Below are 14,848 nucleotides of genomic sequence, written 5' to 3' on the forward strand. Positions count from 1 at the left end.
GCCCTCCGAAAGGGCCGCCGCCTTCGCGTGTCCGGGGATCCCGGCACGCCGGATCTAGCGCGCCTGCGACGACGGCACAGGCAGCCGGGCTCCCGGCTTCGCCTTCGCGATCTCCCTGCCGTCCGGGCCGACGACCTTCCGGGTGCCGAGGGGCTCGTCCAGCTGGACGGTCCGCTCGTACTGCTTGGCGATCAGGATGCAGATCTTGTTCGGCCAGGGCTTCTCCGTCACCGTGACCGTCACCCGGTCCGATCCCTCGTCCGCGGACGCCGTGTAGTCGGCGCACACCCCGCCCGTGAAGCTCACGGTCAACTCCTTGCCGTCCGCCGTGTAGCCGTCCGCCTGGACGTTCTTCGTCTTCGGCGCCGAGGCCGTCCCGTCGCCCGGTGACGTGGGCTCCGCCGGTGGTGTCGCCGAGGTCAGGAACCTCGGGTCGACCGCCGGATACGTCACGGTGAACTCGCCCCGTGCCTGCGATCCCCGCACCTCGAACAGCCAGGACGGCACCAGCGCCTGCCGCCCCTCCACGGAGTGCGAGGCCAGTCCGAACACCGCGTGCGTGACCGTCAGCGTGGACCGGTTCTGACCGGGCGCCGGAGCGCCCGAACCGCACGGCTGCTCGAGCCGGTCCTTCAGCGGTACGGGGGTGGCACAGCCGCCGATGCCCATGCGATGGTCGGTCCGCGGTGCCCCGTTCATCAGGTCCAGCGTCTTCTTCGCGCTCAGGACGGGATACGTGTCACCCTTCACCGGCGTCTTCAGCAGCCCGCTGCCGCCGACCACCTCGCCCTGCTTGCCGACGGTCAGCCCGGTCGTCCAGCCGTACGTGGGCAGCCCGCCGACCACCGGATCGGCGTTCACCACCCGCTGGGCGCCCATCACCTGGCTCGCGTCGACCTTCGCGTCGTCCTGGCCCAGCGCCTTCAGGACCGGTGCCGCCGCCTTCTGCGCGGTCGTCACGCTCACCGGGTCGCCGGCCGGGGCGCCGGGGTCCTGGGCGCAGACGGTGATCTTCTTGCAGTTGTCCGTGCCGGGGGCGTACCGGCTGAACGTCCAGGACCCGGGCGCCTCCTTGCTCACCTGGAGACTCGGCCCCGAGCCGTCCTTGCCCGGCCCGACCCGCCAGATCTGCCCCTCGGCCACCGGCGTCCCGTCGAGCCCGAACGCCTCGGCCAGCCGGGCCACCTCGTCCCCGGTGACCTCACCGGCCGGCCGGTACACCGGCGCCGAGCCGGGTCCGTCGGGCAGCTTGCCGCTCGCCCGGTAGGTCACGCCGTAGGGGTTGGGCTCACCGGGCGCGATCCCGTTCGTACCGCCCGACGAGGCCGCGTAGCCGTCCAGGGCGAGCGGCGGGGGAGTGCCCTCGCCACCGGGCGCCGACGACCTCGTACCCCCCGAGCCACCGCCGGCGGTGGCGGCCAGGTACGCCCCACCGCCCCCGACCAGCAGCACGGCGGCCGCCACGGAGGCGACGAGCACCGGGGAGCGGCGCCGCGAGGCCCGCCCGTCGTCGTCCGCCTGGACAAGACCGACCTCGTGCACGGGACCGGAACCCTCCGGGAGCTGTCCCCGTGACTCCGCCTCGTCCGGGGTCCCGTGCCCGGCGTCCTCGGTGTCCGGTGCCTGCCCTTGCGGTTCGAGGGGTTCGCTGTTCGGCGCCCGGTTCGTCCTCGAGTCGCCGGCGGGTGTGCCGACGGGCGGGCCTGCTTCGGTCCCCGGTCCGGTGGCAGCCGTTCCGTCCGATGTTTCGTGCCCGGCGCCCCCGGTGCTGTCGGGCGCCGTACCGGGGGCGGTCTCCGCCGCGGGCGTCTCGCCGTCCGGGGGCTCGTGTGCGGCCTCCGGCTCAGGGGTCTCGGTGTCCGGTGCCTGCCCTTGCGGTTCGACGGGTTCGCTGTTCGGCGCCCGGTTCGGCATCGAGTCGCCCGCGGGTGTGCCGGCGCCGGGCTCGGTGCTGCGCGGCGTGCCGGAGGCCTCCGCGCCGTCGTGGTCGGGTCGCTCGGTGTTCACCGCATCGCTCCTCGCTGGGTCGTATCCCGCATCCCCTTCACGGGGGACGGCGATGGGACGCAGCGGGGGAGCGCGCGGTTCCCCGACGGGCGCCGGGGCGGATCAGGTGGCGTGAAGGGCTCAGTCGCCGTAGTCCGACATCGCGTCCAGCAGCCGGGCGGACCGCACCGGGACGGTCACGCCGTGGATGTGTGACGGGGGTACCGGCTGGGCATGGCTGTGCTCGGGAACGGCCCAGTGGGGAGCCATTCGCGCGCAGTCACCGCGCAGCGACGCCAGGCCGCCCTCGAGGTCGGCCGGAGCGGGGGCATGGACCTTCAGGTTCGTCATGGCGGAACCGTAAGCACGTCGAGCCGCGCGAAGAAAGATCTACTATCGGGTAGTTTTGCCAGCTTCAGAGCCCTGTCCGAACCGGGTAGCGTGAACTGTCAATCCGTCTCCCCCCAGGAGAGTCCTCGCCGTGCGCATCGCAGTCACCGGCTCCATTGCCACCGACCACCTCATGACCTTCCCCGGCCGCTTCGCCGACCAGTTCGTCGCGGACCAGCTGCACACGGTCTCGCTCTCCTTCCTGGTCGACAACCTGGACGTACGCCGTGGCGGCGTCGGCGCGAACATCGCCTTCGGCATGGGGCAGCTCGGCTCGAAGCCGATACTGGTCGGCGCCGCGGGCTTCGACTTCGACGACTACCGTGCCTGGCTCGGCCGGCACGGCGTCGACACCGACTCCGTCCGCATCTCCGAGACCCTGCACACCGCCCGCTTCGTGTGCACCACCGACGCCGACCACAACCAGATCGGTTCGTTCTACACGGGTGCGATGAGCGAGGCCCGCCTCATCGAGCTGAAGACCGTCGCCGACCGCGTCGGCGGCCTCGACCTGGTCCTGATCGGCGCCGATGACCCGGAGGCGATGCTCCGCCACACCGAGGAGTGCCGCTCCCGCTCCATCCCGTTCGCCGCCGACTTCTCCCAGCAGATCGCCCGCATGGACGGCGAGGAGATCCGGATACTGCTGGACGGCGCGACGTACCTCTTCTCCAACGAGTACGAGAAGGGCCTCATCGAGTCCAAGACCGCCTGGACCGACGAGGAGATCCTCGGCAAGGTCGGCCACCGCGTCACCACTCTCGGCTCGCGCGGTGTCCGGATCGAGCGTTCCGGCCAGGACCCGATCGAGGTCGGCTGCCCCGAGGAGGAGCGCAAGGCCGACCCCACCGGCGTCGGCGACGCCTTCCGCGCCGGCTTCCTCTCCGGCATCGCCTGGGGCGTCTCCCTGGAGCGCGCCGCCCAGGTCGGCTGCATGCTCGCCACCCTCGTCATCGAGACGGTCGGCACCCAGGAGTACCAGCTGCGCCGCGCCCACTTCATGGACCGCTTCACCAAGGCGTACGGCCACGACGCCGCCGACGAGGTCAAGGCGCACCTGGCCTGATCAGGACACCCGGCGGACCACGTAAGCGCAACCGTGGTCCGCCGGCTCCTCACCCACGTACTCCTGCCCCCGCATCTCGCACCAGGCGGGAATGTCCAGCCGGGCGGCCTCGTCGTCCGACAGGACCCGCACCGTGCCGCCCACCGGCACGTCCCCGATGACCTTGGCCAGCTCGATCACCGGGATCGGGCAGCGCTTGCCGAGCGCGTCCACCACGAGCTCCTCGGCCCTTACCACCGTCGACGGCGCCGGTGCCCCGAGCTTCTCCCGCACCCCGGCCACCACCCCGGGAAGCACCGTCAGGAACCGCTCGACGTCCTCCTGGGCCGCCCCCGGCGGCAGCGACACCCGCACATTGCCCTCGCTCAGCACACCCATGGCCTTCAGCACATGGCTCGGCGTCAGCGTGCTGCTCGTGCAGGACGAACCGGACGAGACGGAGAACCCCTCCCGGTCCAACTCGTGCAGCAGGGTCTCGCCGTCGACATAGAGACAGGAGAAGGTGACGATCCCGGGCAGCCGGCGGTCCGGATCGCCGACCACCTCCACGTCCGGCACCAACTCCGGTACCCGCGCCCGGATCCGCTCCGTCAGCTCCCGCAGCCGTACCGCCTCCGCGGCCGCCTCCGCGCGCACGGCCCGCAGCGAGGCCGCCGCGGCCACCACGGCCGGGATGTTCTCGAACCCGGCCGCCCGTCCCGACTCCCGCTCGTCCACGGGCCCTTGGGGCGCGAACCGGACACCCTTGCGCACGACGAGCAGTCCGACCCCGGACGGCCCGCCCCACTTGTGGGCGCTCGCCGTCAGCAGGGACCAGTCGCCCTCGACCCGCCCCCAGCCCAGCGACTGGGCCGCGTCCACCAGCAGCGGCACCCCGGCCGCCCGGCAGGCCTCGGCCACCTCCGCGACCGGCTGTCCGGTCCCCACCTCGTGGTTGGCCGACTGCAGACAGGCCAGCGCGGTGTCCGGGCGCAGGGCGGCCGCGTACGACTCCGCGGTCACCGCGCCCGTACGCAGCACCGGAACCCGGGTCACCGACCCGCCGTCCGCCTCGAACGCCTCAGCCGAATGGAGTACCGAGGAGTGTTCGACGGCTGACACGATCAGGTGACGTCCGGTCCGGCGGCGACCCGCCAACGCGCCCGCCACACCCGTGTGCACGGCGCGGGTACCGGAAGAGGTGAAGACCAGCTCATCGGCCCGGCACCCCACGGCCTCCGCAGCCGCCTCCCGCGCCGCGTCCAGCAGCATCCGGGCCCGCCGCCCTTCCCGGTACAGCCGGGAAGGATCGGCCCAGCCCTCGTCCAGCGAGGCCAACAGTGCCTGACGGGCAACAGGATGAAGTGGAGCGGCGGAGGCGGAGTCGAAGTAGGACATAGGTCAACGCTAGGCGCCCCGAAGGGGCGCGGGCCAGTGCCGATATGCGGCTCCGCCCCGTGGGCGCGAACAACCACGTCGCACCCGCTCCCGCCACACAAACAGGACGCATCCGAGCTAATAGACGGCCCTTTCCCACCCCTTCGGGGTGACCCGCGGCGCGTATGGCACCCTCCCCGCGAACCCCCGGAGGGCGTCGGCTAGGGTTTGGTCCGCATAAACATCAAACCCCTGCCCGACGCAGGACGGCGACCGACCAGCGAGAAGGCCGCAGCCAACCGCGCGGGCGAGACTCTCGGGAAGGCGCTACGTGAGTCCCAACGGCTCCGACCGCTCGCCGCGGCGCCCGATGCGGCGGAAGCTGCTGCAGGCAATGACCGCGGGCCTGGTCCTGGCGACCGCCACCGGTTGCACATACAAGGACTTCCCCCGCCTTGGTATGCCCACCCCGACCACGGAAGAGGCTCCGCGGATCCTCTCCCTGTGGCAGGGCTCCTGGGCTGCCGCGCTCGCCGTCGGCGTGCTGGTGTGGGGCCTGATCCTGTGGGCGACCATCTTCCACCGGCGCAGCCGCACCAAGGTCGAGGTACCTCCGCAGACCCGGTACAACATGCCGATCGAGGCTCTGTACACGGTGGTCCCGATCATCATCATCTCGGTCCTCTTCTACTTCACGGCCCGGGACGAGTCGAAGCTCCTGGACCTCTCCAAGAAGCCGGACGTCACGGTCAACGTGGTCGGCTTCCAGTGGAGCTGGGGCTTCAACTACATCGAGAACGTGCCCGGTTCCACCGGCAACGCCAAGACCTCTCCGGAACTGCTCGCCATTCCGGACCGGTTCAAGAAGGACTTCCCGGCCAACGCCGGCGGTGTCTACGACGTCGGTACTCCGGGCACGAAGAACCCCCAGACCGGCAATCCCGGTCCGACCCTCTGGCTTCCCGAGGGCAAGACGGTCCGCTTCGTCCTCACCTCGCGTGACGTCATCCACTCCTTCTGGGTGGTGCCGTTCCTGATGAAGCAGGACGTGATCCCGGGCCACACCAACGCCTTCCAGGTGGTCCCGAACCATCAAGGCACTTTCCTGGGCAAGTGCGCCGAGCTCTGCGGCGTCGACCACTCCCGGATGCTGTTCAACGTGAAGGTCGTCTCCCCCGAGCGCTACGAGCAGCACCTCAAGGACCTCGCCAAGAAGGGGCAGACCGGTTACATTCCCGCCGGCATCGCGCAGACGCCGCACGAGAAGAACCGGGAGACGAACAACCTGTGAGCATCCTCAACGAACCCCAGGGTGCCGCGGCAGCTGAGGACTCTTACGAGAACGAGCTGCCGGTCAGGCGCAAGCAGCCCGGCAATGTCGTGGTGAAGTGGCTGACGACCACCGACCACAAGACGATCGGAACGCTGTACCTCGTCACGTCGTTCGCGTTCTTCCTGATCGGCGGCGTGATGGCACTGCTCATGCGTGCCGAGCTGGCCCGTCCGGGCCTGCAGTTCATGTCGAACGAGCAGTTCAACCAGGCGTTCACGATGCACGGCACGATCATGCTGCTGATGTTCGCGACGCCGCTGTTCGCCGGCTTCACGAACTGGATCATGCCGCTCCAGATCGGTGCCCCCGACGTCGCGTTCCCGCGGCTGAACATGTTCGCCTACTGGCTCTACCTGTTCGGCTCGACCATCGCGGTCGGTGGCTTCCTCACCCCGGACGGCGCGGCCGACTTCGGCTGGTTCGCCTACTCCCCGCTGTCGGACGCGGTCCGCTCGCCGGGCATCGGCGCCGACATGTGGATCATGGGTCTGGCCTTCTCCGGCTTCGGCACCATCCTCGGCGCGGTCAACTTCATCACCACGATCATCTGCATGCGTGCCCCGGGCATGACCATGTTCCGCATGCCGATCTTCGTGTGGAACGTGCTGCTGACCGCCGTTCTGGTCCTGCTGGCCTTCCCGGTCCTCGCGGCCGCGCTGTTCGCCCTGGAGGCGGACCGCAAGTTCGGCGCCCATGTGTTCGACGCCGCCAACGGCGGAGCACTGCTGTGGCAACACCTCTTCTGGTTCTTCGGACACCCGGAGGTGTACATCATCGCCCTGCCGTTCTTCGGCATCATCAGCGAGGTCATCCCGGTCTTCTCCCGCAAGCCGATGTTCGGCTACATGGGCCTGATCGCCGCGACCATCTCCATCGCCGGTCTGTCCGTGACCGTGTGGGCCCACCACATGTACGTCACCGGTGGGGTGCTGCTGCCCTTCTTCTCCTTCATGACCTTCCTGATCGCGGTCCCGACCGGTGTGAAGTTCTTCAACTGGATCGGCACCATGTGGAAGGGCTCGCTGTCCTTCGAGACGCCGATGCTCTGGGCCACCGGCTTCCTGATCACCTTCACGTTCGGTGGTCTGACCGGTGTCATCCTGGCCTCGCCCCCGATGGACTTCCACGTCTCCGACTCGTACTTCGTGGTGGCCCACTTCCACTACGTGGTGTTCGGTACGGTCGTCTTCGCCATGTTCTCCGGCTTCCACTTCTGGTGGCCGAAGATGACGGGCAAGATGCTCGACGAGCGTCTGGGCAAGATCACCTTCTGGACGCTGTTCATCGGCTTCCACACCACGTTCCTGGTGCAGCACTGGCTGGGTGCCGAGGGCATGCCGCGTCGTTACGCGGACTACCTCGCCGCTGACGGCTTCACCGCCCTGAACACGGTCTCGACGATCGGTTCCTTCCTGCTCGGCCTGTCGATCCTGCCGTTCCTCTACAACGTCTGGAAGACGGCCAAGTACGGCAAGAAGGTCGAGGTCGACGACCCGTGGGGCTACGGCCGGTCGCTGGAGTGGGCGACCTCCTGCCCGCCGCCGCGCCACAACTTCCTCACCCTGCCGCGGATCCGCAGCGAATCCCCGGCGTTCGACCTGCATCACCCTGAGATCGCCGCCCTGGAGCAGTTGGAGCACGCCGGTCACGGCAGCGCCATCTCGGGCAGCAAGGAGGCCGGCAAGTGAAGATCCAGGGCCGGATTTTCCTCTGGCTGAGCGTCTTTCTCCTCGTCATGGCGATCGTCTATGGCGTGTGGTCGAAGGAGCCGGCCGGTACCACGGCGCTCTTCCTGGCCTTCGGCCTGAGCATCATGATCGGCTTCTACCTGGGCTTCACCGCCCGGCGGGTCGACGCGGGTGCCCAGGACAACAAGGAGGCCGACGTCGCGGACGACGCGGGCGAGCAGGGCTTCTTCAGCCCGCACAGCTGGCAGCCGCTCGCCCTCGGTATCGGTGGCGCGCTGGCCTTCCTCGGTGTCGCGGTCGGCTGGTGGCTGCTGTACTTCTCGGCGCCGATCATCCTGATCGGCCTGTTCGGCTGGGTCTTCGAGTACTACCACGGTGAGAGCCGCACCCAGTAGCACAGCGCCGAGCGCTCAGGGAGCCCGGACCCTCCACAAGGAGGTCCCGGGCTCCTTCTTTTTTGCCCCCGGCGCCGGCAGGCCCGCACCATGGCCCCGGTACGGCGGCGGCCCCGCGGCCCGGTTCCGATTGCCTGTGCCGCGGCGGGCCGGTGCGGCGGTGACGGTTTCGCGTCTCGGTCTCTGCCGTCCGGGCCGCGGTGGCGGTCGGTCTGTGCCGAGGCCTTCAGCGCGGCGGTGGTGGGCCCCGTCGGCACGGTCCCGCCGTGCTCGCGCTGCGGTGGCGGCAGGGGCGCTGCGTGGTGCCGGCATGGCGCCGGGGCGGCCGCGACAGGGCCGTGGCACGGCTTCCCGGTGCCCCGATACGCCCGGCGGGACCGTGACGGGGAACGTCCCCCGTCCGCCTCACCCACCGTGCCGCCACCGGCAACTCTTCTTAGCGTGAGGTCATGAGAACCTCACCGCGCACCCGCACCGTCGTCGTCGGCTGCACGCTGCTGGTGACCGCCATCGGCGCCGGCGCCACCGCGTGCGGTTCGGGTGGCAACCCCCTGTCGGCGAAGCCGTACGACGCGGCGGACCAGATCTCCTTCAACACCCCCACCGGCACCGGGAAGAAGGCCGACCCCGACAAGCCCCTGGAGGTCACCGCCGAGGGCGACGAGCGCATCACGGACGTCACGGCGACGGACGCCACGGGGCGCTATGTGGCGGGCGAACTCGCCGCCGACGGCAGCCGCTGGCACAGCACCTCGCCGCTCGCCGCAGACGCCCACTACACGGTGCGGGTCAGCACGGAGGACGAGGACGGGGCACCCGGCCGCAAGACCCTCACCTTCGACACCAGCAAGCCCACCGCCAAGAAGACCCTGGACGTCACCTTCGGGCCCAAGGCGGGCGAGTACGGCGTCGGCCAGCCCATCACCGCCGACCTCAACCAGCCCGTCAAGGACAAGGCCCAGCGCGCGATCGTCGAACGCGCCCTGAGGGTGGACTCCATCCCCGCCGTGGACGGCTCCTGGTACTGGGTGGACGACAAGCAACTCCACTTCCGCCCCAGGGACTACTGGCCCGTCCACGCCACCATCCAGGTGCACAGCAACCTGGAGGGCATCCGGATCAGCGACGGGGTGCGGGGCGGGAAGGCCAAGCCGCTGAAGATCACCACGGGCGACAGCGTCCTCGGCGTCACGGACGCATCGGCGCACTCGATGACGGTCTACAAGAACGGCAAGGTGATCAACACCATCCCGGTCACCACCGGAAAGCCGGGCTTCGAGACGCGCAACGGCGTCAAGGTGGTACTGGAGAAGCAGTACTTCGTACGCATGCGCGGCACCACCGTCGGCATCGCCGAGGACAGCTCCGACTCCTACGACCTGCCCGTGTACTACGCGACCCGGGTCACCTGGTCGGGCGAGTACGTCCACGCCGCCCCCTGGTCGGTCGGCTCCCAGGGCTACGAGAACGTCAGCCACGGCTGCACCGGCATGAACACCAGCAACGCCGAGTGGTTCTTCAACACCTTCCGGCCGGGCGACGTGGTGAAGGTCGTGAACTCCAACGGACACGAGATGGAGCCGTTCGGCAACGGCTTCGGCGACTGGAACCTCGCCTGGACGAAGTGGCGCACGGGCAGCGCCCTCACCGACGGCAAGCAGGACGTCCCGCAGACGGACGACGCGGACCGGCTCCGGCCGGCCGCGGTGTGACCCGTTCGGCATCCGGGGTGCGGGGCCGGTACGGCCCGCACCCCGCTCTCCTAGGCGCTCTGCAGCCTCTTCTGCCGCAGCAGGGACGCCAGCGCGCCCGCGAACTCCACGGGCTCCACAGGCAGCGTCACAGCGGCGTCCGCACGGCTCCACGTGGCCAGCCAGGCGTCCTGCGGGCGCCCGATCAGCAGAAGTACCGGCGGGCAGTTGAACACCTCGTCCTTGATCTGCCGGCACAGCCCCATGCCGCCCATCGGCACGGCCTCGCCGTCCAGCACGCAGACGTCGATCCCGCCCTTGTCCAGCTCACTGACGACCGCGGCGGGCGTCGCGCACTCCACGAACTCGACAGGCGGGACGTCGGGAGCCGGCCGGCGTCCCGTGGCGAGCCGAACCTGCTCGCGGGTGTTGGAGTCGTCGCTGTAGACCAGCACCGTGGCGGTCGGCTGCATTGTTCCTCCGAGACGTCAGCGTCGTACGGACAGGACCGATGCGGCGGATGCTACCCCTTCCGACACCCTGTCAACACTGGCTCGGACAGGACTTCGAAGAAGCGTCCGATGGGCCATACGGGCAGTACACACGGTACGGACACTCCGAACGGCACCCCCCGGAGTGAGGGCGGGATAAGCGACCGACATAATGTCGGTCGTGGCGACAGCAACGACAGTAGAAACCGGGCACGCGCACCCGTCGGTCAACCGGCCGAACCTCACCAGCGTCGGAACCATCATCTGGCTGAGTTCCGAGCTGATGTTCTTCGCGGCCCTCTTCGCGATGTACTTCACCCTGCGATCGGTGACGGGGCCGGATCACTGGAAGGCGATGGCGGACCATCTCAACTTCCCGTTCTCGGCGACGAACACCACGATCCTGGTGCTCTCCTCCTTCACCTGCCAGATGGGCGTCTTCGCCGCCGAGCGCGGCGACGTGAAGAAGCTCCGCGCCTGGTTCATCGTGACCTTCATCATGGGTGCGATCTTCATCGGCGGTCAGATCTACGAGTACACGAGCCTGGTCAAGGAGGACGGCCTCTCGCTCTCCTCCGACCCGTACGGCTCGGTGTTCTACCTGACCACCGGCTTCCACGGCCTGCACGTGACGGGCGGTCTCATCGCCTTCCTCCTGGTCCTCGGCCGTACCTACGCGGCCAAGAGGTTCACCCACGAGCAGGCGACCGCTGCCATCGTCGTGTCCTACTACTGGCACTTCGTCGATGTCGTCTGGATCGGCCTCTTCGCCACGATCTACATGATCAAGTAGGCGGGCCCGATCCCGCGCGCGTTTCCGTAACGCACATCCCAGAAGCATCGACGCAGAAGATCCTGACACCGGGGTAATCCGTGAAAAAGCTCTCCGCACGACGACGCCATCCGCTGGCGGCGGTCGTCGTCCTACTCCTCGCGCTGGCGGCCACTGGGGGGCTGTACGCCGCGTTCGCGCCCGCGAGCAAGGCGCAGGCCGATGAAACCGCCCAGTCCCTGACCATCGAGCAGGGCAAGAAGCTCTACGAGGTCGGCTGCGCCAGCTGCCACGGCACCGGTGGCCAGGGCTCCTCCGACGGGCCGAGCCTCGTCGGCGTCGGCGCCGCGGCCGTCGACTTCCAGGTCGGCACCGGCCGTATGCCCGCCGCCACCTCCCAGGGCGCGCAGGCTCCGCGCAAGAAGCCCGTCTACACCCAGGCCCAGATCGACATGCTCGCCGCGTACGTCGCGTCGCTGGGTGCCGGTCCCCAGGTGCCGACGAGCGAGCAGTACGGCCCCGAAGGCGCGGACATCGCCGCCGGCGGTGAACTGTTCCGCACCAACTGCGCGCAGTGCCACAACTTCACCGGCAAGGGTGGTGCCCTGACCAAGGGCAAGTACGCGCCGTCCCTCGAGGGCGTCGAGCCGAGGCACATCTACGAGGCCATGCTCACCGGCCCGCAGAACATGCCGTCCTTCCCCGACACGACCCTGTCGGAGAAGAACAAGAAGGACATCATCGCGTACCTGAACGCGGTCAACAGCGACAAGACGGAGAACCCGGGCGGTCTCGAGCTGGGCGGCCTCGGGCCGGTCACCGAGGGCCTGTTCGCGTGGATCTTCGGTCTGGGCGCACTGATCGCGGTCGCCGTCTGGGTCGCCGCTCGGACCGCAAAGGCCAAGAAGTCATGAGTAGCCAAGACATTCCAGAAGAGAACCTGCCCGCTGAGCAGGACACCCCGCACGGCGCGGTAAGCGTCGCGGACGAGAAGAACCCGTTCGCCGACCCCGGCCTGCCGCCCCACGAGCACCGGATCCAGGACATCGACGAGCGGGCCGCCCGGCGGTCCGAGCGTGTCGTCGCCCTGCTGTTCACGGTGTCGATGCTGGCCACCCTCGCGTTCATCGCCTCGTACGTGGCGATCCCGCACGACAAGTCGATCTTCGTCTTCCCGGTCGGCCACCTCAGCGCGCAGAACTTCGCGCTGGGCCTGACCCTCGGTACGGCGCTGTTCTGCATCGGCGCGGGCGCGGTCCACTGGGCCCGCACCCTGATGTCCGACGTGGAGGTCGCCGACGAGCGTCACCCGATCGAGGCGTCCCCCGAGGTCCGCGCGAAGGTGCACGCGGACTTCAAGCAGGGTGCCAAGGAGTCGGCGATCGGCCGTCGCAAGCTGATCCGCAACACGATGTTCGGCGCGCTCACCCTGGTGCCGCTCTCCGGCCTCATGCTGCTGCGCGACCTCGGCCCGCTGCCCGGGAACTCGCTCCGCCACACGCTGTGGTCGAAGGGCAAGCTGCTCGTCAACATGAACACCAACGAGCCGCTGCGTCCCTCGGACGTGGCCGTCGGCTCGCTGACCTTCGCCAAGCCCGAGGGCCTGGAGGAGACCGACGAGGAGTTCCAGACCGAGATCGCCAAGGCGGCCCTGATGATCGTCCGGCTCCAGCCGGACAACATCAAGGACAAGCGCGAGCTCGAGTGGTCGCACGAGGGCATCGTGGCCTACTCCAAGATCTGCACCCACGTCGGTTGCCCGATCTCGCTGTACGAGCAGCAGACGCACCACGTGCTGTGCCCCTGCCACCAGTCCACCTTCGACCTCTCCGACGGTGCCCGAGTGATCTTCGGTCCCGCCGGTCACGCCCTGCCGCAGCTCCGCATCGGCGTGAACGACGAGGGCTACCTCGAGGCGCTCGGCGACTTCGAAGAGCCCGTCGGTCCTGCATTCTGGGAGCGCGGATGAGCACCAACGAGAACAACGAGCGGCGCGGCAAAGCGCCCGCCGGCGAGCGCGTCGCCGACTGGGCGGACGGCCGGCTCGGGATCTACTCCCTGGCCAAGGCCAACATGCGCAAGATCTTCCCCGACCACTGGTCGTTCATGTTGGGCGAAGTGTGCCTGTACAGCTTCATCATCATCATCCTCACGGGTGTGTACCTGACGCTGTTCTTCCACCCGTCGATGAACGAGGTGGAGTACCACGGCAGCTACGTCCCGCTGCAGGGCCAGCTGATGTCCGAGGCGTTCAACTCGACCCTGCACATCTCCTTCGACGTGCGCGGTGGTCTGCTCATGCGGCAGATCCACCACTGGGCCGCGCTGATCTTCCTCGCCGGCATGTTCGTGCACATGATGCGCGTGTTCTTCACCGGCGCGTTCCGCAAGCCGCGTGAGATCAACTGGCTGTTCGGCTTCCTGCTGTTCGTCCTGGGCATGTTCACCGGCTTCACCGGTTACTCGCTCCCGGACGACCTGCTCTCCGGCACCGGTGTCCGCTTCATGGAGGGCGCGATCCTGTCCGTGCCGATCGTCGGCACGTACCTGTCGTTCTTCCTCTTCGGCGGGCAGTTCCCCGGCCACGACTTCGTGGCCCGGTTCTACTCGATCCACATCCTGCTGCTGCCGGGCATCATGCTCGGCCTGATGGTGGGCCACCTGATCCTGGTCTTCTACCACAAGCACACGCAGTTCGCGGGTCCCGGAAAGTCCGAGAAGAACGTCGTCGGCATGCCGCTGCTGCCGGTCTACATGGCCAAGGCCGGAGGCTTCTTCTTCCTGGTCTTCGGTGTGATCGCGGCCATCGCCGCGGTCGCGCAGATCAACCCGATCTGGGCCATGGGCCCCTACCGCCCGGACCAGGTCTCCACCGGTGCCCAGCCCGACTGGTACATGGGCTTCTCCGAGGGCCTGATCCGCTTCATGCCGGGCTGGGAGGTCAACTTCTGGGGTCACACGCTCGTCCTGGGCGTGTTCATCCCGCTGGTCATCTTCCCGCTGGTCCTGGTCGCGATCGCGGTCTACCCGTTCATCGAGTCCTGGGTCACCGGCGACAAGCGCGAGCACCACATCCTGGACCGCCCGCGCAACGCCCCGACGCGCACCGCGCTCGGTGTCGCCTGGATGACGGTGTACCTGACCCTGCTGATCGGTGGTGGCAACGACCTGTGGGCCACGCACTTCAACCTGTCGATCAACGCGGTCACCTGGTTCGTCCGGATCTTCGTCTTCGTCGGCCCGGTCCTCGCGTTCCTCCTCACCAAGCGCATCTGCCTCGGCCTGCAGCGCCGGGACAAGGACAAGGTGCTGCACGGTCGCGAGACCGGCATCATCAAGCGCCTGCCGCACGGTGAGTTCATCGAGGTCCACGAGCCGCTCAGCCAGGAGCAGCTGCACACGCTCACGGCGCACGAGCAGTACAAGCCGGCCGAGATCGGCCCGACCGTCGACGAGAACGGTGTCGAGCGCAAGGTGGCGGGCTCGGAGCGGCTGCGCGCCAAGCTGAGCGGCGCCCTCTACGGCGAGGACAGCCAGATCCCGAAGCCGACCGTCGAGGAGTACAAGGAGATCACGAGCGGCCACGGCCACCACTGACCCTCCAGCGTCGCCACACCACGGTCGAAGGGCCCCGTCCCGTTCCGCGGACGGGGCCCTTAGCCGTGTCCGGGGCTGGGTAG

Annotated in this window: 13 protein-coding genes; 9 read left to right on the forward strand and 4 right to left on the reverse strand. The window is 68.9% G+C overall.

What is annotated here, in order from left to right; translation table 11 throughout:
• Positions 1 to 54: 54 nt before the first annotated feature.
• Complete coding sequence (locus ACFW2E_RS23910; RefSeq protein ID WP_384469126.1) at positions 55 to 1,914, reverse strand: hypothetical protein; 1,860 nt, start codon at positions 1,912 to 1,914, stop codon at positions 55 to 57.
• Between the two features lie 213 nt (positions 1,915 to 2,127).
• On the reverse strand, positions 2,128 to 2,337 hold the full coding sequence (locus tag ACFW2E_RS23915) for a hypothetical protein (RefSeq protein ID WP_384469114.1): 210 nt from the start codon (positions 2,335 to 2,337) through the stop codon (positions 2,128 to 2,130).
• Between the two features lie 130 nt (positions 2,338 to 2,467).
• On the opposite strand from ACFW2E_RS23915, the gene ACFW2E_RS23920 reads away from it, so the two are divergent.
• A complete protein-coding gene (locus ACFW2E_RS23920) occupies positions 2,468 to 3,442 on the forward strand; it encodes a carbohydrate kinase family protein (protein WP_384469115.1) in 975 nt (324 codons plus the stop codon).
• Here the strand turns inward: ACFW2E_RS23920 and ACFW2E_RS23925 are convergent, their stop codons facing one another.
• Positions 3,443 to 4,819 (reverse strand): cysteine desulfurase/sulfurtransferase TusA family protein, encoded by a 1,377-nt coding sequence (locus tag ACFW2E_RS23925; protein WP_384469116.1) that lies wholly within the window; start codon positions 4,817 to 4,819, stop codon positions 3,443 to 3,445. It abuts the gene before it with no gap.
• A 310-nt stretch (positions 4,820 to 5,129) separates the two neighbouring features.
• On the opposite strand from ACFW2E_RS23925, the gene coxB reads away from it, so the two are divergent.
• The 4 genes from coxB to ACFW2E_RS23945 all read left to right on the forward strand — a co-directional run bounded on the left by coxB (position 5,130) and on the right by ACFW2E_RS23945 (position 9,926).
• Positions 5,130 to 6,089 (forward strand): cytochrome c oxidase subunit II, encoded by a 960-nt coding sequence (coxB, locus tag ACFW2E_RS23930; protein WP_384469117.1) that lies wholly within the window; start codon positions 5,130 to 5,132, stop codon positions 6,087 to 6,089.
• Complete coding sequence (gene ctaD, locus ACFW2E_RS23935) at positions 6,086 to 7,819, forward strand: cytochrome c oxidase subunit I (RefSeq protein WP_384469118.1); 1,734 nt, start codon at positions 6,086 to 6,088, stop codon at positions 7,817 to 7,819. Before coxB ends, ctaD begins: the two co-directional genes overlap by 4 nt.
• On the forward strand, positions 7,816 to 8,214 hold the full coding sequence (locus ACFW2E_RS23940) for a cytochrome c oxidase subunit 4 (protein ID WP_384469119.1): 399 nt from the start codon (positions 7,816 to 7,818) through the stop codon (positions 8,212 to 8,214). Before ctaD ends, ACFW2E_RS23940 begins: the two co-directional genes overlap by 4 nt.
• Before the next feature lie 449 nt (positions 8,215 to 8,663).
• A complete protein-coding gene (locus ACFW2E_RS23945) occupies positions 8,664 to 9,926 on the forward strand; it encodes an Ig-like domain-containing protein (protein WP_384469120.1) in 1,263 nt (420 codons plus the stop codon).
• Between the two features lie 50 nt (positions 9,927 to 9,976).
• Here the strand turns inward: ACFW2E_RS23945 and ACFW2E_RS23950 are convergent, their stop codons facing one another.
• The gene (locus ACFW2E_RS23950) at positions 9,977 to 10,378 is read right to left on the reverse strand and encodes a hypothetical protein (protein WP_384469121.1); all 402 of its coding nucleotides are present in this window, start codon (positions 10,376 to 10,378) and stop codon (positions 9,977 to 9,979) included.
• Between the two features lie 190 nt (positions 10,379 to 10,568).
• Between ACFW2E_RS23950 and ACFW2E_RS23955 the strand changes: the two genes are divergently transcribed.
• The 4 genes from ACFW2E_RS23955 (at position 10,569) to ACFW2E_RS23970 (ending at position 14,765) form a co-directional block, all read left to right on the forward strand.
• Positions 10,569 to 11,189, forward strand: a complete 621-nt coding sequence (locus tag ACFW2E_RS23955) for a heme-copper oxidase subunit III (RefSeq protein ID WP_384469122.1) — start codon at positions 10,569 to 10,571, stop codon at positions 11,187 to 11,189.
• A gap of 80 nt (positions 11,190 to 11,269) precedes the next feature.
• On the forward strand, positions 11,270 to 12,082 hold the full coding sequence (locus tag ACFW2E_RS23960) for a c-type cytochrome (protein ID WP_384469123.1): 813 nt from the start codon (positions 11,270 to 11,272) through the stop codon (positions 12,080 to 12,082).
• A complete protein-coding gene (locus tag ACFW2E_RS23965; protein ID WP_384469124.1) occupies positions 12,079 to 13,137 on the forward strand; it encodes a Rieske 2Fe-2S domain-containing protein in 1,059 nt (352 codons plus the stop codon). Before ACFW2E_RS23960 ends, ACFW2E_RS23965 begins: the two co-directional genes overlap by 4 nt.
• Positions 13,134 to 14,765, forward strand: a complete 1,632-nt coding sequence (locus ACFW2E_RS23970) for a cytochrome bc complex cytochrome b subunit (RefSeq protein ID WP_384469125.1) — start codon at positions 13,134 to 13,136, stop codon at positions 14,763 to 14,765. The genes ACFW2E_RS23965 and ACFW2E_RS23970 overlap by 4 nt, the downstream gene beginning before the upstream one ends.
• Positions 14,766 to 14,848 lie beyond the last annotated feature (83 nt).

This window comes from Streptomyces sp. NPDC058964, assembly GCF_042741275.1.
GTDB lineage: Bacteria > Actinomycetota > Actinomycetes > Streptomycetales > Streptomycetaceae > Streptomyces.

Bases quoted from the DNA above. Each gene is read 5' to 3' on its own strand.
- ACFW2E_RS23910 (WP_384469126.1), bottom strand. From the start codon at position 1,914: ATGCCGAACCGGGCGCCGAACAGCGAACCCGTCGAACCGCAAGGGCAG.
- ACFW2E_RS23915 (WP_384469114.1), bottom strand. From the start codon at position 2,337: ATGACGAACCTGAAGGTCCATGCCCCCGCTCCGGCCGACCTCGAGGGC.
- ACFW2E_RS23925 (WP_384469116.1), bottom strand. From the start codon at position 4,819: ATGTCCTACTTCGACTCCGCCTCCGCCGCTCCACTTCATCCTGTTGCC.
- ACFW2E_RS23945 (WP_384469120.1), top strand. From the start codon at position 8,664: ATGAGAACCTCACCGCGCACCCGCACCGTCGTCGTCGGCTGCACGCTG.
- ACFW2E_RS23950 (WP_384469121.1), bottom strand. From the start codon at position 10,378: ATGCAGCCGACCGCCACGGTGCTGGTCTACAGCGACGACTCCAACACC.
- ACFW2E_RS23955 (WP_384469122.1), top strand. From the start codon at position 10,569: ATGTCGGTCGTGGCGACAGCAACGACAGTAGAAACCGGGCACGCGCAC.
- ACFW2E_RS23965 (WP_384469124.1), top strand. From the start codon at position 12,079: ATGAGTAGCCAAGACATTCCAGAAGAGAACCTGCCCGCTGAGCAGGAC.
- ACFW2E_RS23970 (WP_384469125.1), top strand. From the start codon at position 13,134: ATGAGCACCAACGAGAACAACGAGCGGCGCGGCAAAGCGCCCGCCGGC.